Genomic DNA, 20233 nt, shown 5'->3' with positions numbered 1-20233 from the left:
GTTGTCGGGTTTCCAGCGGTGGGTTCCAGCGGTGGTCTCACAGCGGTGGGTGGTCGTCCGTCACCGTCCTCCCCGGGCGTGCCGGGCGATGTGCCGCAACGCCGCGGCGAACTCCTCGGCCGCCCGGCGCACGGTCGCCGTGCCGTGGAGGGCGGGGCGGTGGTGCCAGGTGAAGGCGAGCCGCCCGTGCTGCGCCGCGCCCACCACCTCCACCGGGTGCGAGCCGCCGTCGCGGGGGTCGTGGTCCTGCCCGAAGGAGCCGTGCTCGGCGCGGACCAGGCCGTCGCCGGCGGTCTCGGGCCGCGCGTCCCACTGGCCGAGGTAGTTGAAGACCACCTGGCCGTGCGCGCCGGCGGCGAGGCGCTCGCGGACCTCGGGCGGGCCGAAGGTGCGCAGGGCGCCGAAGCCCAGCCCGTTCCCCGGCACGGCGCGCAGTTGGCGGCGGACCGACTTCACCAGGGCCCGCCAGTCGCGGTCCGGGCCGAGGTCCTCGGGGTCGGGGACGTGGAAGGTCACCGGGTGCATGGTGGTGAACCAGCCGACCGTGCGGGACAGGTCCACGCCCTCCACGACGTCCTCCCGGCCGTGCCCCTCCAGGTCCAGGCGGATCCGCTGGCGGCCGGTCCAGCGGGCCAGCGCCAGGGCGAGGGCGGCCAGCAGCACGTCGTTGACGCGGGTGCGGTAGGCCGCCGGGGCTGCGCGCAGCAGCGCCTCGGTGTCCGCCTCGTCCAGTTCGACGGTGACCGTCGCGGTCTCGACGGCACCGGTCTCGACGACAGCGGGCTCAACGGCAGCGGGCTCGACGGCACCGGACTCGGCGGCACTCGGCTCGGCGGGTCGGCCGGGCAGGGCCTCGGCGGCGCCCACCGCCTCGTCCCAGTAGGGCAGTTCGTGGTCCAGGCCGCCGTCGGCGACATGGGCCGCGAGCCGGTGCGCCCAGTCCCGGTAGGAGGTGCCGCGCTCCCCCAGCGTGATCGCCGTGCCCAGGACGGCCTGCCGGTAGGCGCTCTCCAGGTCGTCGCGCAGCAGGCGCCAGGAGACGGCGTCGACGACCAGGTGGTGGGCGACCAGCAGCAGGAGCGCCGGGCGGTCCGGGGCGCCGGTGAACAGGGCCGCCCGCAGCAGCGGGCCCCGGGCCAGGTCGAAGCCGGCGTGCAGTTCGTCGGCCGCCTTGGCCATGGCCGCGTCGGCGGCCTCGGCGCTCTGCCCGGTCAGGTCGTACCGGACGAGGACGTCCTCGGCGGCGGCCGGCGGCGGGTTGAACTGGTGCCAGCCCGTCCCGTCGTGGGTGAAGCGCATGCGCAGGGCGTCGTGGTGTTCGAGCAGGGCGTCCAGCGCGGCCCGCAGTGCCCGCGGGTCCGGGTCGGTGCCGAGTTCGAGCAGGGTCGATTGGTTGAAGTGGTGGTGGGCGGCGCGCGGGGTGGTCAGGAACCACTCCTGGATGGGGGTGAGCGGCACGTCCCCGGTCACCGGACCGTCGTCCTCGCGGTCGGGGGCGGTACGCACGACGGTGGCCAGTTCGGCCACCGTCTGGTGGGTGAAGAGCTCCCGGGTGGCCAGGTACAGGCCGTCCCGGCGCAGCCTCGACACCACCTGCATGCTGAGGATGGAGTCGCCGCCGAGCAGGAAGAAGTTGTCGTCGGCGCCGACCTCCTCGATGCCCAGGACGTCGGCCCAGATCCGGGCGATCCGGCGTTCGGTGTCGGTGCCCGGCTCCCGGCGCGGACCGGCCGCGGCCTGCGCGGGCCCGGGTTCGGGCAGGGCCCGCCGGTCGGTCTTGCCGTTCGGGGTGAGCGGCAGCCGTTCCAGCGGCACGAACACCGACGGGACGAGGTGCGGCGGCAGCAGCCCGGCCAGGTGGGCGCGCAGTTCCACGGCGGGTACGCCCCCGGCGGCCTCGTCCCCGCCCCTGCCAGTCCCGCCCGCGCCGTCCGCACCGTCCGCGCCAGGCCCGCCCGTGCCGGCCCCGTCCGCCGGAACGACGTAGGCGACCAGCCGCCCGGCCCCGGAGCCCGTACCGTTCCCGGGGGAGTCGGCGCGCACGGTGACGACGGCGTCGCGCACCAGGGGGCTGCGGCGCAGCGCGCTCTCGATCTCTCCCGGTTCGATCCGGAAGCCGCGCAGCTTGATCTGGTCGTCGACGCGTCCGGCGAAGCGCAGTTCGCCGTCGGTGCCCCGGTGGGCGAGGTCGCCGGTGCGGTACATGCGCTCGCCCGGCGCGCCGAACGGGTCGGCGAGGAACCGCCCGGCCGTCAGCCCCGGGCGGCCGAGGTAGCCGCGGGCGAGGCCGGGGCCGGCCAGCCAGAGCTCTCCGGTCACGCCGGGCGGCACCGGCCGCAGGGCGGCGTCCAGGACGTAGCCGCGGGTGGCGCCGCTGGGGCGGCCGATCGCGGGTGCGCCGGTGCCCGGCGACAGCGGGCCGGTCCAGGTGGCGACCACGGTGGCCTCGGTGGGGCCGTAGGAGTTGATCATCCGGCGGCCGGGGGCCCAGGTGTCGACCAGATCGGCCGGGCAGGCCTCCGCGCCGACGACCAGGGTGCGCAGGGCGGGCAGTGCCGCGGCCGTCTCCGGGTCCACCGTGGCCAGGGCCGCCGGGGGGATCAGGGCATGGCTGATGTGCCGTCCGGCCAGGACTTCGGCCAGCCGCTCGCCGACGAGCGGCCCCTCCTCCCCGGTGACCAGGGCGGCCCCGCTGAGCAGCGAGACGCACAGCTCCAGGACGGAGGCGTCGAAGCTGGGCGAGGCGAACTGGAGCACCCGGTCCCCGGGGCCCGCGGTGTACTGCTCGGCGGCGGCCGCCGCGAAGGCGGCGAGTCCGGCGTGGGTCACCAGGACGCCCTTGGGCGTGCCGGTCGATCCGGAGGTGTAGATGACGTAGGCCGGGTGTCCGGGGGTGAGCGGGGTGACGCGGTCGGCGTCGGTGGGCGCGGTGTCGCGGTCGGTGGCGCGGTCGGCGTCGGTGGGCGGGGTCTGCGGCCCGTCGGCGGACCACACCTCGGCCGGGTCGTCGAGCACCAGGTGGGCGCCCGCGTCGCGCACCATGAACTCCCGCCTCGGCGCCGGATAGTCAGGGTCCACCGGGAGGAAGGCGCCGCCGGCCTTGGCGACGGCGAGCTGGGCCACCACCGCCGCCGCCGAGCGGGGCAGGGCGAGGGCGACCAGCCGCTCCGGCCCCACGCCGCGCCGGATGAGCCGGTGGGCCAGCCGGTTGGCCGCCCGGTCCACCTCGGCGTACGTCAGCTCGCGGCCGCCGTCGAGCAGCGCCACCGCGTCGGGGGTGCGGGCGGCCTGCCGCTCGAAGAGTTCGGCCAGGGTCGCCTCGGGGACGGGGCGGAAGGTTCCGCGCGCCCGGTCCAGTTCGACGGCCAGCTGGTCGCCACCGGCGAGCGGCAGCGCACCGATGGCGCGATCTGGGTCCTCGGCGACGGCGGTGAGCAGGGTGGCGAGCTGCCCGGCCATCCGCTCGGCCGTGGCCGGGTCGAACAGGTCGGTGTTGTAGGTGATCAGGCCGTGCAGCGCGCCGGAGTCGGCCTCCGCGAACTCCAGCGCGAGGTCGAAGGCCGCCTGCGTGCTGTCGGTCTCGACGTCGGTCACGTGCAGGCCCGGGAGGTCGAGGTCGGCGGCCGGGGTGTTCTGGAGGACGACCAGGGCCTGGAAGAGCGGGCTGCGGCTGGTGTCGCGCACCGGCTGCACCTCGTCGACCACGCGCTCGAACGGCACGTCCTGGTGGGCGAAGGCGTCCCGGACGGTCTGCCGGACCGCGCCGAGGAAGTCGCCGAAGGGCTGCGCGGGTTCCACCCGCGAGCGCAGCACCAGGGTGTTGACGAAGAAGCCGACGAGGCTCTGGGTCTCCGCCTGCTCGCGGCCTGAGGTGACGGTGCCGACGGCGATGTCCTGGTCGCCGCCGAGCCGGGCGAGGTAGGCCTGCGCGGCGGCGACCAGGGTGGTGAACAGGGTGGCGCCGCGCTCCCGGCCGACCCGGGCCAGTCGGCGGGCCGTGTCGGCGGGCAGCTCCAGGCGGGCGGTGGCCCCGTGGGTGGTGCGCACGGCGGGCCGAGGCCGGTCGGTGGGCAGGCGCAGCGTCGAGACATCGGCCAACTGCTCCTTCCAGTAGGCGAGTTGGTCGACCCCGACGGCGCCGACCGTGCGCTGCCAGTGCGCGTAGTCGGCGTACTGCACCGGCAGCGGCGCCAACCGGCTCTCCCCGGAACCGAGTTCGGCGCGGTAGAGGTGGGCCAGATCGGTGAGCAGGACGGCGGTCGACCAGCCGTCGGTGACGATGTGGTGCAGGGTCAGGGCCAGCACGTGGTCGCCCTCGGCCAGCCGCACCAGGGCGGTGCGCAGCAGCGGTCCGCGGCGCAGGTCGAAGGGGCGGGCCCGTTCGGCGGCGAGCAGGCGGCGCAGGGCCGCCGCTCGCGGCTCCTCCGGCAGGCCGGACAGGTCGTGCAGCGGCAGCGGCACGTCCTGCGGCGGGTGGACGAGCTGGACGCCGTGGCCGTCGACGCTGTCGAAGGTGGTGCGCAGCGACTCGTGCCGGGCCGCCAGGGCGCGCAGGGCCGCGCCGAGGGCGTCGGCGTCCAGGGCGCCGCGCAGGCGCAGCGCGAGCGCGGTGACGTACTCGGCGCCGCCGGGCGCGAACTCCTCCAGGAACCACAGGCGTTGCTGGGCGTAGGACATCGGTGCCGCGCCGTCGCGGGCGACCGGGAGGACGGGCGGGCGCCCCGGGCCGCCCCGGTGGCCCTGCTCCTCGGTGAGCAGGCGGGCCAGGCCGGCCGGCGTGGGGTGGTCGAACACGGCGCGGGGGGTGAGGTCGGCGCCGAAGGCCTCGGCCAGGCGGGCGGCGAGCCGGATGCTGAGGATGGAGTCGCCGCCCAGCTCGAAGAAGCCGTCCTCCACTCCGGGCGGCCGGATGCCCAGGACGTCCCCGAAGACCTCGGCGGTGCGGCGTTCGGCCTCGGTGCGCGGCTCGACCCGCTCGCGGCGTCCGCTCCCGTGCTCCTCGTCCGGCGCCGGGAGGGCCGCCCGGTCGACCTTGCCGTTGCGGCTGAGCGGGAGGGCGGCGAGCGGGACGAAGGCGGCGGGGACGAGGTAGTCGGGCAGCGCGCGGGCGGCGAAGGCCCGCAGCTCCTCGGGTTCGGCGCCCGCCGGGCCGACCACGTAGGCCACCAGGCGCCGGGCGCCGGGCCGGTCCTCGCGGGTGACCACGGCGACGTCGGTGAGCCGCGGGTGGCGGGCGAGTGCGGCCTCCACCTCCCCGGGCTCGACCCGGAAGCCGCGGATCTTCACCTGGTCGTCCGCGCGGCCCAGGAACTCGACGGTGCCGTCCGGGCGCCGCCTGGCCAGGTCGCCGGTGCGGTACATCCGGGCGCCGGGCGGGCCGGAGGGGTCGGCGAGGAAGCGGGCCGCGGTCTCGCCGGGCCGGCCCAGGTAGCCGCGGGCCACGCCCTCGCCGGCCACGTACAGTTCGCCCGCGCAGCCCGGCGGGACGGGCCGCAGGCGCCGGTCGAGGACGTGGACGCGGCGGTCGTCCAGGGGGTGGCCGATCGGCAGGGTGTCGGGCACCGCCGCCGCCTCCGCGACGGCGAAGGCGGTGGCGAAGGTCGTGGTCTCGGTGGGCCCGTAGCCGTCCACCACGGTCAGCCCGGGGCAGGCCGCCAGGACGCGGCGCACCGCGGCGGCGGGCACCACGTCCCCGCCGGTCCACAGCGTGCGCAGGCCCGCGAAGCAGTCCGGCGCGTCCTGGGCGAGCAGCCGGAAGAGCCCGGCGGTGAGCCACAGCGCCGTCGGCCCGTCCGGTCCGGCGAGCCGCCGCAGCAGGGCGGCGTCCACCGGCCCGTCGGGGGCGACGAGCACGCAGCCGCCGCCCAGCAGCGGCGCCCAGACCTCGAAGGTGGCGGCGTCGAAGGCGACCGGCGAGTGCAGCAGCACCCGTGCGCAGCGGCCGTCGGCGAAGCGGCTGTCGGTGGCGAGCGAGGCCACGTCGCGGTGCCGTACCGCCACCGCCTTGGGCACCCCGGTGGAGCCCGAGGTGAACATCACGTACGCCAGCCGGTCGGGGTCGGCGGGCGGCAGCGCCGCCGCCACCGGCCCGGCCGCGCCGGTGCGCGCGGCGGCGACCTGCTCGGCGGTGAGCCGCAGGGCGGCGCCGACCTGGTCGAGCAGGGCGCGGCGGCGCTCCTCGGGGGCCCGGAGGTCGACGGGCAGGTAGGCACCGCCCGCCTTGAGGACGGCCAGCTGGGCGGCGACGAGTTCGGCGGAGCGGTCCATCAGCAGCGCCACCCGGTCTTCGGGGGCCAGGCCGTCGGCCAGCAGCCGGGCCGCCAGGCGGTCGGACCAGTCGTCGAGTTGGCGGTAGGTCAGCTCGCGGTCGCCGTCGCGCACGGCGGGCGCGCCGGGGGTGCGCCGGACCTGCTCGGCGAAGACCTGGAGCGGGCTGCGCGGCGCCGACGGGCGGGCGGTGCCGTGCCAGGAGGCCAGCACGGCCCGGTCGGCGGGGGTGAGCCGGTCCAGTTCGGCGAGGTCGCCGTCGAGGCCGTCGGCGAGGGCGGCCAGCAGCAGGACCAGGCGGTCGGCCGCGTCCTGGGCCGTCCGGTGGTCGAAGAGCGCGGGGTCGTAGGCCAGGTCGAAGCCGAGCCGCTCGGCCAGGTGGGCGCGCAGGCACCAGGGGAAGGTGGTGGCGTCGTCGGCGCGCACCTCGACCACCCGCACCCCGGTCCGGTCGGCGGCCGACTCGTCGACGGGATAGTTCTCGAAGACCGCCATGCTGTCGAACAGCGGCTCCCCGGCGGGCAGGTCGCTCAGGGCCTGGACGCGCGGCAGTGCCAGGTGGTCGAAGCGGCGGCCGTCGCTCTGGCGTTCCTGAAGCTCCCGCAGCCAGGGCCGCACGCCGCCGGAGGCCAGCCGGACCCGGGTCGGCACGGTGTTGATGAACAGGCCGATCATCGACTCGACGCCGGGCAGTTCGGCCGGGCGCCCGGACACGGTGGTGCCGAAGACCACGTCGTCGCCGCCGCTGTAGCGGGCCAGCAGCAGCGCCCAGGCGCCCTCCACCACGGTGTTGACGGTCAGTCCGGCAGCGGCGGAGTTCTCGCGCAGCCGCCGGGAGAGCGCCTCGTCCAGTTCGCGGTGGACGGCGGCGCTGGAGCGGGCGCGGTGGGCCCGGGTCGGCGGGCGGTCGTACGGCAGCGGGGTCCGGCCGGTGAACCCGGCCAGCAGGCCGCGCCAGTGGGCCTCGGCCGCCTCCCCGTCCCGGTCGTGCAGCCAGCCCAGGAAGTCCGCGAACGGCCGTCGGACCGGCCGGGGCGCCTGCGGGCCGCCCGTCAGCGCGGCGTACTCCTCGCACACCTCGGTGAGCAGTTGTCCGGTGCTCCAGCCGTCCAGGATCAGATGGTGGGTGGACCACAGCAGCAGGACCTCGTCGCCGGGCAGCGCGGCCAGGGCCAGCCGGGTGAGCGGCGCGGTGGCGAGGTCCATCCCGGCGGCGCGCTCCTCGGCGAGCAGCCGTTCCGTCCGGTCGGCCCGCCGTCCGGGTGCCAGGTCGCGCCAGTCGAGGTGGCGGACGGGCAGTGCGGCGTGCCGGGCGACCACCTGGACGGGGTGCGGCAGGCCCCGCCAGTGAACACTCGAACGCAGTGCCGGGGTGCGGTCGGCGACCTGCTGCCAGGCCTCGGCGAAGGCCCGCGGGTCGGCGACGCCGGCCAGGCGCACCGCGATCCGGTCGACGTAGGCGCCGTCGGTGTCGACGAGCCCGTGGAAGAGCATGCCGGACTGCAACGGGGTCAGCGGCAGCACGTCGTCGGTCTCGCGCCCGTCGCCGACGAGCCGGTCCAGCCGGTCCTGGTCGAGTCCGGCCAGCGGGAAGTCCGAGGGGGTGCGGCCGCCGGCGTCCGGGCGGGCGCAGTGCGCGGCCAGCTCGTGCAGCGCGGCGCACATCTCCTCGGCGAGCCCGCGGACGGTCGCCTCGTCGTAGACGGCGGCGGGGTAGGTCCACGCCAGTTCGAGGCGGCCGTCCTGGACCGCGCCGGTGATGTCCAGCAGGTAGGGCCGGGGCTCGTCGGGGTCGGTGTCGCGCCCGGCCGGGGGCAGCGCACCGCGGACCAGGCCGTCGGCGCCGCCGCGGGTGTCCCACTGGCCGTGGTAGTTGAAGCCGACCTGCGGCGCCACCGCACCCGTGAGCGGGCCGTCCGGCCGCAGGTGGCGCAACGCGCCGTGGCTGAGTCCGCGCAGCGGGACGGCGCGCAGCTGCTCCTTGACCGAGCGCAGGGTGTCGTGCCACCCGGCGTCGGGGTCGACCCGCAGGGCGAGCGGGAACTCGGCGGTGAACCAGCCCACCGTCCGGGCGAGGTCCAGGTCCTCGAAGAGGTCCTCGCGGCCGTGCCCCTCCACCCCGACCAGCACGGTGTCCCGGCCGCACCAGCGGGCCAGGGTGCGGCCCAGGGCGCTGAGCAGGACGTCGTTGACCTGGGTGCGGTAGACCTCGGGGACGCGGCGCAGCAGTGCCCCGGTGGTCCGTTCGTCCAGCGTCACTTCGACGGTGGCGGCGGTGGCGTGGGTGTTGGCAGCGGTGGCGTGGGCGTTGGGGGCGTCGGCGTCAGGGACGGGGCGGCCGGCGGGCAGGTCGGCCGGGGCCGCGCCGGTGCGCGTCCAGTGGCCGAGGTCGCCGTCCAGGGCGCCAGCGCGGGTGTGCCGCTCCAGCCGGGTGGCCCAGCGGCCGTAGGACGTGCCCGTCGGCGGCAGGGCGACGGGTGCTCCGGCGCGGGCCGTGCGGTACGCCGCTTCGAGGTCGGCCAGCAGGATGCGCCAGGAGACGCCGTCCACGGCCAGGTGGTGGACGGTGAGGACGAGTTGGCCCGACTGTCGGGGGCCGGGGTCGAAGAACAGGGCCCGCAGCAACCGGCCCTCGACCGGGTCGAGGGAGCGCTGGGCCTCGTCGGTGGCGCGCTGGACCTGCGCCTCCGCGTCATGGCCGGCGAGGTCCGGGCGGCTGACGTCGTGGTGGGTGAAGACACCGTCCGCCCCCTGCGCGAGCACCTCCTGACGCCAGCCGGCCTCGGTGCGGTGGAAGCGGGTTCGCAGGGCCGCGTGGTGCTCCACCAGGGCCAGCACCGCCCGGCGCAGGGCCGCCGGGTCGGTGCCGGGGGCCAGTTCCAGGCGCTGGGTCATGGTGAAGCGCAGGGCGTCACCGGGGCGGCGGCCGTCGAGGTACCAGTGCTGGATCGGGGTGAGCGGCGCCTCGCTGGGCTCGACCTCGCCACCATCTTGACGCTCAGTCAGATCTCCTGCACACAGCGCGAGTTCGGCGATGTTCTGGTGCCGGAAGACATCCTTGGTGGTGAGGGCGAGCCCGGCGGCGCGGGCGCGGGAGACGATCTGGATGCTGAGGATGGAGTCGCCGCCGAGCGCGAAGAAGTTGTCCCGGGCGCCGACGCGCTCCACGCCCAGCACCTCGGCCCAGATCGCGGCGAGCCGCTCCTCGACGCCGGGCCGCGGCGCGACGTACGGGGTGGTGCGGTCGGGCTGGGCGGGCGGCGCGGGCAGCGCGCGCCGATCGGTCTTGCCGCCGGTGGTCCGGGGTATTCGGGCCAGCGGGACGAACGCGACGGGCACCAGGTGGTCGGGCAGCGTCCGCCGCAGCCAGGCCCGCAGTTCCTCGGCGGTCGGCACGCGGCGGCCGGCGGGCACCGGGTAGCCGACGAGCACCGTACGGCCGGCGTGCTCGCGCGCGGCGACCGCGCAGTCGGCGACGTCCGGGTGGGCGAGCAGGGCGGCCTCCACCTCCCCGGGCTCGATCCGGAACCCGCGGACCTTGACCTGTTCGTCGGCCCGGCCCAGGAACTCCAGGTGCCCGTGCGCGTCCCAGCGGGCCAGGTCGCCGGTGCGGTACATCCGGGCCCCGGGCGGGCCGTAGGGGTCGGCGAGGAAGCGGGCGGCCGTCAGCCCCGGCCGGTTCAGGTAGCCGCGGGCCACCTGGTCCCCCGCCAGGTACAGCTCGCCCGGCATGCCGGGCGGCACCGGCCGCAGCGCGCCGTCGAGCAGGTAGGCGCTCAGGTTGCGGCCGGGGCGGCCGATGACCGGGCGCTCGGGGTGGTCCGCGCACCGGGCGTAGGCGGCGTCGACGGTGCACTCGGTGGGCCCGTACATGTTGTAGGCGGTGACGCCGAGGTCCGCGTGGGCCGCGCAGAGTTCCCGCCAGGTGGCGGCGGGGACGGCCTCGCCGCCGACCAGCAGCAGGCGCGGGTGGTGCGGGCCGGGGGCGAGCAGTCCGGCGGTGGTGAGTTCGCGCAGGAAGGAGGGGGTGACGTTGACCAGGTCCAGGCGGCGTTCGACGACCTGGGCGCAGAACGCCTGCGGGTCCAGCCGGACGTCCTCGTCGATCAGGTGGAGTTCCTGGCCCAGTGCGAGCAGCAGCGGGCCCTCCCAGCTGGTGTCGAAGGAGAACGAGGCGCTGAGCGCGGCCCGCAGCCGCCCGCCGTCGGCGGTGTGCGGCGCGACCAGGCCCTCCTGGTGGTCCCGGCAGAGGTTGACCAGGTGGCGGTGTTCGACGACGACGCCCTTGGGGCGGCCGGTCGAGCCGGAGGTGTGGACGAGGTAGGCGGCGTGCTGCGGCAGCAGGGGGGTGGTCCGCTCGGCGTCGGTCAGGTCGTGGGCGGGCAGCGCGTCCCACGGCACCTCGCGCAGGGCCTGCCCGGTCAGCACCACCCGGGGCCGGGTGTCGTCGAGGAGGAGGGCGGCCCGTTCCTCGGGCAGGTCCGGGTCGACGAAGAGCAGGGCGGCGCCCGCCTTGAGCACCGCGAACAGCGCCACCAGCAGGTCCGAGGTGCGCGGCAGCCGGACGGCGACCACCTGCTCCGGGCCGGCGCCGAGGGCGGCGAGGTGGCGGGCGAGCCGGTTGGCCCGCGCGTTGAGGGCGGCGAAGTCGAGGGTGGCGTCCCGGGCGACCAGGGCGGTGGCGTCCGGGGTACGGGCGGCCTGCGCCTCGAACAGGGCGGGGAAGGTGGTGTCCGGCGCGGGCAGCGGCGTGCCGCGCCCCTGCCGCAGCACCCGGCGCCGTTCGTCGGCCGTCATCAGCGGCAGCGCCCCGACGGCCGTCTCCGGTGCCTCGGCCGCGGCCTCCAGCAGGGTGCCCAGCCAGGCGGCCAGGCGCTCGGCGGTCCGCGCGTCGAACAGCCCGGTGTTGTACTCCAGGTAGCCGGTCAGGCCGCCGTCGCGCTCGACGAAGTCGAAGGAGAGGTCGAAGGTGGCGCCGTGGACCGGCGGGGTGACCGGCTCCACCGCCAGGCCCGGCAGGTTCGGCACCTCGGCGCCGAGGTTGTGCAGGGCCACCATGACCTGGAAGAGCGGCGTGCGGCTGGTGTCGCGCTCCGGCTGGAGGGCGTCCACCAGCCGTTCGAAGGGCACCTCCTGGTGGGCGAGGGCGTCCAGGACGGTGCCGTGGGCGGCGGCCAGCAGCTCGCGGAACGACAGCTCCGGGCGGACGGTGCCGCGCAGCACCAGGGTGTTGACGAACATGCCGACCACGTCGTGGAGTTCGCCGTGCTCACGGCCCGAGGTGACGGTGCCGACCGCGATGTCCTGCTGCCCGGACCAGCGGGCCAGCAGCACCTGGCAGGCCGCCAGGAGGGCGGTGTAGAGGGTACCGCCGGCCTCCCGGCCCCGCTCGCGCAGCCGCGCGGTCAGCCCGGCGGGCAGGGTGAAGGCGGCCAGTGCGCCGCCCCGGGTGCGCACGGCCGGGCGCGGCCGGTCGGTGGGCAGCTCCAGCGGGGGCAGGCCGTCCAGGGCCCGGCGCCAGTGGGCGAGGTCCGCCTCGGCGAGGTCGGTGCGCGCGCGCTGCCAGGCCGCGTAGTCGGTGTACCGCACGGGCAGCGCGGGCAGCCGCGGCGGGCGCCCCTCGCGGGCCGCCGCGTACAGCTCGCCCAGGTCACGGCCCAGGACGCCCATCGACCAGCCGTCGGTGGCGATGTGGTGCACGGCCAGGGCGAGCACGTGCTCGTCCCCGGCCGTCCGGACCAGCCGGGCGCGCAGCAGGGGCCCGCCGGCCAGGTCGAACGGGGTGGCGGCGATCCGCTCCAGCAGCGCGTCCAGGGCCGCCGGGGGCGCCCCGGCGAGGTCTTCGCACGGCAGCTCGACCGGCTGCGGCGGGCGCACCACCTGCCGGGCGCGGCCGTCCCGCTCGGCGAAGGTGGTCCGCAGTGCCTCGTGCCGGGCGACCAGGGCGTCGAGGGCGGTGCCCAGCGCGGCCCGGTCGAGCGCTCCGCGCAGGCGCAGCACGGACAGCGAGGTGTACTCGGTGCTGCCCGGCTCGAACCGGTCGAGGAACCAGATCCGCTGCTGGGCGTACGACAGCGGCGGCTCGGCCGCCGGGTCGGCGGCCGGGATGACCGGGACCGGCGAGCCGTCCGACCCACCGAGGGAGCCGAGGGCGTCGAGGGCACCGAGGGCGTCGGCCAGGTCCGCCAGCACCGGGTGGGTGAACAGCAGCCGGGGCGAGAGGTCCGCGGCCCGGAACGCCGCGCGCAGCCGGGCGGTGACCCGGACGGCGAGGATGGAGTCGCCGCCCAGGGCGAAGAAGTCGTCCTCGACGCCGATCTCCCCGGTGTCCAGGACCTCCGCCCAGGCCGCGGCGACCAGTTGCTCGGCGCGGGTGCGGGGCGCGGTGCGCTCCCGGCCGGCGGCGAAGCCCGCCGGGCCGGGCGCGGGCAGCGCGCGCCGGTCGAGCTTGCCGTTGGGGGTGAGCGGCAGGGCCGCCAGCGGGACGTACGCGGCGGGCACCAGGTAGGCGGGCAGCAGCCGTTCGAGGTGGGCGCGCAGTTCGGCGGCGGCCGGGGGGTGCGCCGCGCCCTCGCCGGGGAGGACGTGGGCCACCAGCCGGCGGGTGCCGGAGGCGTCCTGGTACACGCCCACGGTGGCGAGGCCCACGCCCGGGTGGGTCTGGAGGGCGGCCTCGATCTCGCCGGGTTCGATCCGGTAACCGCGGATCTTCACCTGGTCGTCCGCGCGGCCCAGGTAGCACAGGGTGCCGTCGGCCTGCCGGCGCGCCCGGTCGCCGGTGCGGTACATCCGGGTGCCCGGGGCGCCGAAGGGGTCGGCGAGGAAGCGGGTGGCGGTCAGGCCGGGCCGGTTGAGGTAGCCGCGGGCCAGGCCCTCCCCCGCCACGTACAGCTCGCCCACGGCGCCCGGGGGCACCGGGGCCAGGTCGGCGTCGAGGACGTACAGCCGCAGGTCCGGGATGCCGGTGCCGATCGGCGCGGGGCCGCCGGCGGCGGCGGTCGCGCGGTCCAGCGGGGCGTGGGTGACGTGCACGGTCGTCTCGGTGATGCCGTACATGTTCACCAGGCGCGGCGCGTCCTGCGGGTGGCGGTCGTACCAGTCGGCGAGGCGGGTGGCGTCCAGCGCCTCGCCGCCGAAGACCACCGTGCGCAGCACCAGCCGGCGGGAGAGCTCGGGGTGTTCGGCGTCGGCGCGGGCCAGCGGGTGGAAGGCGGACGGGGTCTGGTTGAGGACGGTGACCCGTTCGTCGGCGAGCAGCCGCAGGAAGTCCTCCGGGGAGCGGGCGGTGTCCTCGGGCACGACGACGAGCCGGCCGCCGTGCAGCAGCGGGCCCCACAGCTCCCAGACCGAGAAGTCGAAGGTGTAGGAGTGGAACAGCGTCCAGACGTCCTGCGCGCCGAAGCCGAGCACGTCCCGGGTCTGCTCGAACAGCCGCACCACGTTGGCGTGCGGCACCACGACGCCCTTGGGGCGGCCGGTAGAGCCGGAGGTGAAGATGGCGTAGGCGGGGCTGTCCGGCAGCGGGCGGTGCCCGGGTGCGAGCGGGGCGGCCGGGCGCCCGGCCAGGTCGGCGCGTAGCTGCGGGTCGGCGAGGGAGAGCACGGGCACCCCACTCTCGGACGGCCCGCCGGGCGCGTGGGTCAGCAGGGCCACCGGGGCGGCGTCGCCCAGCAGTCGGGCGCGGCGTTCGGCGGGCAGGCCCGGGTCGAGCGGCAGGTAGGCCGCGCCCGTCTTGAGGACGGCGAGGACGGCCACGACCAGGTCGGCCGTGCGGGGCAGCGCGAGGGCCACGAACCGCTCGGGCCCGGCGCCGAGTTCGGCCAGCCGGTGGGCGAGCCGGCCGGCCCGCGCGTCCAGGGTGGCGTAGTCGAGGTGCTCGTCGCCGCAGGTGACGGCCTCGGCGTGCGGGGTGCGGGCGGCCTGCGCCTCGAAGAGGTCGACCAGGGTCCGGTCGGGGCGGCCCTGCGCGGTGCCGTTCCACTCGGTCAGCAGCCGCCTCCGCTCCTGCGCGGTCGTCCACTCCAGGGCGCGCAGCGGCCGGTCCAGCCCGGCGGCCAGTTCGGTGAGCAGCAGGCAGAGCCGCTCGGCGAGGGCGCGGACCGTCGCGGCGTCGAACAGCTCCGGGTCGTAGGCGAGGTCGAAGCCGAAGTGCCCGCCCTGGTAGGCGCGCAGGACGAGCGGGTAGTTGGTGGCGTCCCGGGAGGTGACCTCCACCAGGCGCACTCCGCTGCCGGCCGTGCGGGCGTCGTCGAAGGGGTAGTTCTCGAAGGCGACGATGCTGTCGAACAGCGCGCCGCCGGACGGCACGCCGCTGAGGCCGGTGAGTTCGGCGAGGGACACCGCGGCGTGGCGCCGGGCCTCGGCCTGGGCCTCCTGGAGCTCGCGCAGCCAGGCGGCGGCGGTGCGGCCGCCGTCCACCCGGACCCTGGTGGGCAGGGTGTTGATGAACAGGCCGATCATCGACTCGACGCCGGGCAGGTCGTCGGGGCGTCCGGAGACGGTGGTCCCGAACAGCACGTCCGGCTCGCCGCTGTACCGGGACAGCAGCAGGGCCCAGGCGCCCTGCACCACGGTGCCGAGCGTGAGCCCGGCCCGCCGGGCGGTGCGGGCCAGCCGCTCGGAGGCCTCCTCCGACAGGCCGGCGGTGTGCGTGCCCGCCGAGCGGGCCCGGTGGGCCTCGCGCCGGACGCGGTCGGCGGGCAGCGGGGTGGCGGTGCCGAAGCCCGCCAGGACGCCCTGCCAGTACGCACGGGCGGCGGTGGCGTCCTGCCCGGCCAGCCACCGCACGTAGTCGGCGAAGGGCCGGCGCACCGCCGGTTTCGGCACGCTCCCGGTGGTGAGGGCCGCGTACTCCTCGAACACCTCGGTGAGCACCTGGGCCAGGCTCCAGCCGTCCAGGATCAGGTGGTGCGAGGTCCACAGCAACTGCAGGCGGGCTTCGGGCAGTTGGACCAGGGTGAGCCGGGTGAGCGGCGCCGTGCCGAGGTCCAGTCCGCGGGCGAGGTCGTCCGCGCGCAGCCGGGCCAGCCGGTCGGCACGCTCGCCCGGGTCGACCGCCCGCAGGTCCAGGTGGGTGACCGGCAGCCGGGCGCCGCGGTGCACGACCTGGAGGGGCGCGGGGACGCCCTCCCACACCACCGAGGTGCGCAGTGCGGGCGTGCGGTCGGCGACCCGCTGCCAGGCCAGGGCGAAGGCGTGCGGGTCGCCCACGCCCTCCAGCAGCAGGCCGGCCTGGTCCACGTAGACGTCGTCGGGGCCGCCGACCAGGCGGTGGAAGAGCATGCCTTCCTGGAGCGGGGTGAGCGGCAGCAGGTCCTCGACGTCCCGCCCGTCGCCGGCGATCCGGTCCACCCCGGCCTGGTCCAGGCCGGCCAGCGGGTAGTCGGAGGGGGTGCGGCCGCCGGCGCCGGGGCGGGCGCAGTGCTCGACGATGCCGGTGAGCGCCGCGGCCGTGGCCTGCGCCAGCGCGCGGACGGTGGCCGCCTCGTGCGCCTGGTCGCTGTAGTGCCAGGTGAGCTCCAGTTCGCCGTCGGCGACCACGGCGGAGACGTCGAGCAGGTGGTCCAGCGGCTCCTCGGGGGCGAGGTCCCGGCCGGGGGCCTCCCCGGCGGGGGCGAAGTCCCCGGCCGCGGGGGCCGTCCACTGCCCGTGGTAGGTGAAGCAGACCTGCGGCAGCGGGACGTCCCGCAGGGCGCGGGCGGCCGCGGCGGGCGAGCCGAGCCGGGCCAGGGCCTCGTAGCCCAGGCCCCGGCGGGGCACGGCGCGCAACCGCTCCTTGACCTGCTTGAGGGTGGCGGCCCAGTCCGGGGCGCCGGCCGGGCCGGCCGGGGCGAGGGTGACGGGGTACTGGGTGGTGAACCAGCCGACGGTCCGGGAGAGGTCGACCCCGTCGAACAGTTCCTCGCGGCCGTGGCCCTCCAGGGCGACGGTCACCCGCTCGGCGCCCGTCCAGTCCGCGAGGGCCCGGCCCAGCGCGCTGAGCAGCACGTCGTTGACCTGGGTGCGGTAGGCCTCGGGGACTCTCCGCAGCAGGGCCTCGGTGGTGGCGCGGTCGAGCCGGGTGCGCAGGGTGCGCACGGAGCCGGCCGTGGGGGTGCCGGGGTGGTCGACGGGCAGCGGGGCGGCCGGTGCCCGGGTCTCGGCGCTCCAGTAGGGCAGGTCGTCGTCGAGGCCTCCGGCCCGGACCCGTTCGGCGAGGTGGTGGGCCCAGTCGGTGAACGGGGTGTGCTCGGGCTCCAGGTGCGGGGTCCCGCCCGCCGCCGCCTGCCGGTAGGCCTGTTCCAGGTCGGTGAGCAGCACCCGCCAGGAGACGCTGTCCACGGCCAGGTGGTGGGCCGTCAGGAAGAGCTGGGGCCGAGCGTCGCCGCGGGAGCGGAACAGGACGGCGCGCAGCAGGGTGCCGGTGGCTGGGTCCAGGGCGGCGCGGGCGGCTTCGGCGGCCTCGACCCGGGCGGCCTCGGGGGCGGTGCCGGGGGCGGGCGGGTCGAGCCTGGTCAGCAGTCCGGTGCCCGGGTCCGCGACCGGCTCCTGGCGCCAGGTGTCCTCGGCGCGGGTGAACCGGGTGCGCAGCGCCGGGTGGGCGGCCGGTAGCGCCCGCAGCGCCTGTTCGAGGGCCGGCTCGTCGAGGTCGCGCGGCAGGTCGAGCAGCATCGACATGCTGAAGTGCCGCAGCGGGCCGTGGGCGGCGAAGAACCACTCCTGGACCGGGGTGAGCGGGGCCGGTCCGTCCTCGCGGCGCACCCGGGGGGCGGCCTGGGCAGTGGCCGGGCGGGCGGCGGCGACCAGGTCGGCGACGGTCTGGTGGCGGAAGACGTCCTGGGAGCCGATCCACAGGCCGGCGGCGCGGGCGCGGGAGACGGCCTGGATGCTCAGGATGGAGTCGCCGCCGAGTTCGAAGAAGTTGTCGGTGACGCCCACCCGCGCCACGCCCAGCACCTCGGCCCAGATCCCGGCGAGGGTCTCCTCCTCGGGGGTGCGCGGGGCGACGAACTCCCCTTCCCGTCCTTCGCCTTCGAGGTCGGGGGCGGGCAGTGCGCGGCGGTCCAGCTTCCCGCTGGTGGTGAGCGGCAGGGTGTCGAGCGCGGTGAAGGAGGACGGCACCAGGTGGTCGGGCAGCACCCGCCGCAGGGCGGCGCGCAGGTCGGCGGACGGACGGGCCGCGCCGTCGGCGAAGACCAGGTAGGCCGCCAGCCGGGTGTGGCCGCGCGCGTCGGGCACGGCGGCGACGGCGGCCGCGGCGACCTGCGGCAGGTCGAGCAGCGCCGCCTCGATCTCGCCGGGTTCGATCCGGTGGCCGCGCACCTTGACCTGGTCGTCGGCGCGTCCGAGGTACTCCAGGCTCCCGTCGGCCGTCCAGCGGGCCAGGTCGCCCGTCCGGTACATCCGGGCGCCGGGCGGCCCGTACGGGTCGGCGGTGAAGCGGGCGGCGGTCAGCCCCGGGCGGCCGGCGTAGCCGCGGGCGACCTGGGCGCCGGCGAGGTGGAGTTCGCCGCTCACCCCGGGCGGCACCGGCTGGAGCCGGTCGTCGAGGACGTAGGCCCGCAGGTTGGGCAGCGGGCGGCCCACCAGCGGACGGCCCCCGCCCGCGATGCGGCAGGCGAGCGCGTCGACCGTGCACTCGGTGGGGCCGTAGTAGTTGTAGGCGGCGACGTCCGGGTGCCCGGCGAGTTCGCGCCAGAGCCGGGGCCCGACGGCCTCACCGCCGAGCATCAGCACCCGGGGGCGGTGGCGCGGGTCGTCGAGCAGCCCGGCGGGCAGCAGCTGGCGCAGGTAGGAGGGGGTCAGGTCGAGGAAGTCGACGCGGTGCCGCACGACGTACTCGACCAGCGCGGCCGGGTCCATCCGGGTCGTCTCGTCGACCAGGTGCAGCGGGTGGCCGTCGGCCATCAGCAGCACGCCCTCCAGGGAGGTGTCGAAGGAGAACGAGGCCGTCAGCGCCACGCGCAGCGGCCCGCCGCCCGCGTCGGCGACGAAGCCCGCCCGGTGGGCGGCGAGCAGGTTCACCACCGCGCGGTGCGGGACGGCGACGCCCTTGGGGCGGCCGGTGGAGCCGGAGGTGTAGAGCACGTACGCGGTGTTCGAGGGGTGCAGCGGGGCGGTCCGGTCGGCGTCGCCGGGGTCGGTGTCCGGGCCGGTGGCGGGCAGCGCCCGGAGCGCCTGCTCGTCCAGGACCAGGGCCGGGCCGGCGTCGTCGAGCAGGTAGCGGAGGCGTTCGGCCGGCAGGGCCGGGTCCAGGGGCAGGTAGCCGGCTCCGGCCTTCCAGACGGCGAGGATCGCCACGATCATGTCGGCGGTGCGCGGCAGCCGCAGCGCGACCAGCCGTTCGGGGCCGGCGCCGCGGGCGATCAGGTGGTGGGCGAGCCGGTTGGCGCGGGCGTCGAGGGTGGCGTAGTCGAGCCGCTCGGCTCCGGCGACCAGGGCCGGGGCGTCCGGGGTCAGGGCGGCCCTGCGCCGGAACAGTTCGGGGTAGGTGGTGTCCTCGACGGGCAGCGCGGTGGCGTTCCAGTCCGCTGTGACCTGCCGGGTCTCGCGGGCCGAGAGCAGCGGCAGGGTGCCGAGCGGGCGGTCCGGTTCGGCGGCGGCGCCGTCCAGGAGCAGCAGGAGCTGGTCGGCCATCCGGCGTGCGGTGGGCGCGTCGAAGAGGTCGGCGCGGTACTCCAGCAGGCCGGTGAGCGCCTCGCCGTCCGGGACGAACTCGACGCTGAGGTCGAAGGTGGCGGCCTGCCGGGGCACGGCGACCGGGGTGGCCGCCAGCCCCTGCGGGGTGGTGGCCTCGGGCGGGGCGGGGTGCAGCAGGACCAGCACGTCGAACAGCGGGTTGCGGCCCGCCTGGCGGGGCGCGCCGACCGCCTCGACGATCCGTTCGAAGGGCGTGTCGCCGTGTGCGAGCGCGTCGTTGCCGGTCTCGGTGGCGGCCGCGAGCAGGTCGCGGAAGGATCCGGCGGGCTCGACCCGGGTGCGCAGGACGACCGTGTTGACGAAGCAGCCGACGGCCCGCTCCAGCTCGGTGCGGGAGCGCCCGGGCGTCAGGGAGCCGACGGTGATGTCCTGCTGGCCGGACCAGCGGGCCAGCAGCGCCTGGGTGGCGGCCACCAGGGCGGTGTGCAGGGTGCCGTGCCGCTCGGCCGCGAGCGCCCGCAGCCGGGCGGTGAGCGGCGCGGGGACGGTGAAGGCGTGGACGGCGCCGGGGCCGGCCTCCTCGCCGCGCCGCGGGTGGTCCAGCGGCAGCTCCGGCGGCACCGCACCGGCCAGCTTCGCCCTCCAGTGGTCCAGTTGGCCCTCCAGCCGGGCGCCGGAGAGCTGCTCGCGCTGCCACACCGCGAAGTCCGGGTACTGGACCGCCACCGGGGGCAGGTCCGGGGCGGCGCCGCGGGCCAGGGCCTCGTAGCCGGTGCACAGTTCGTCCAGGACGACGCCCATCGACCAGCCGTCGGTGACGATGTGGTGCGCCGTCAGTTGCAGGACGTGCGAGCGGTCCGACTCGCGCACCAGCAGGGCCCGCAGCAGCGGCCCCTGCCGGAGGTCGAAGGGGCGGGAGTACTCCTGGAGCAGGATCGCGTCGAGGGTCTCCCCGTCGGCCGGCTCCCGGACGGGCAGCGGCACCGGCCCGGCCGGCCGCACGGTCTGCACCGGGCGGCCGTCGGCCTCGTCGAAGGTGGTCCGCAGCCCCTCGTGGCGGGCCACGACGGCGGCCAGCGCCCCGGCGAGCGCCGCGCGGTCCAGCGGGCCGGTGAAGCGTACGGCGACCGCGCTGTTGTAGCGGGGGTCGCCGGGGCGCAGCCGGTCCAGGAACCACAGGCGCTGCTGGACGAAGGAGGGCGGCAGCGGTCGGCTGCGGTCGGCTTGCGGGATGGACCGGTCGGCGGCGGCCCGGGCGCCGCCGGACCGCCCGGCCAGCCGCAGGCGCAGCGCTTCGCGCAGGTCGGCGGGCAGGGCCTCGGCGCGGTCTCGCTTCGAAGGCGTCATG

Annotated in this window: 1 protein-coding gene; it reads right to left on the bottom strand. The window is 77.1% G+C overall.

Features of this window, described 5'->3' with window-relative positions; genetic code table 11:
• Positions 1-60: 60 nt before the first annotated feature.
• A complete protein-coding gene (locus tag ACIPLC_RS10075; RefSeq protein ID WP_400472478.1) occupies positions 61-20232 on the bottom strand; it encodes a non-ribosomal peptide synthase/polyketide synthase in 20172 nt (6723 codons plus the stop codon).
• Between the last annotated feature and the right edge of the window lies 1 nt (position 20233).

It is taken from the genome of Kitasatospora sp. NPDC086801 (assembly GCF_044745805.1).
Classification (GTDB): Bacteria; Actinomycetota; Actinomycetes; order Streptomycetales; family Streptomycetaceae; genus Kitasatospora.
The sequence above is the reverse complement of the archived record's forward strand: the minus strand, read 5'-3'. Positions and strand labels throughout refer to the sequence as shown.

What these genes read in the sequence shown, in the direction of transcription:
- ACIPLC_RS10075 (WP_400472478.1), bottom strand. Translation starts at nt 20,232, where the DNA reads ATGACGCCTTCGAAGCGAGACCGCGCCGAGGCCCTGCCCGCCGACCTG.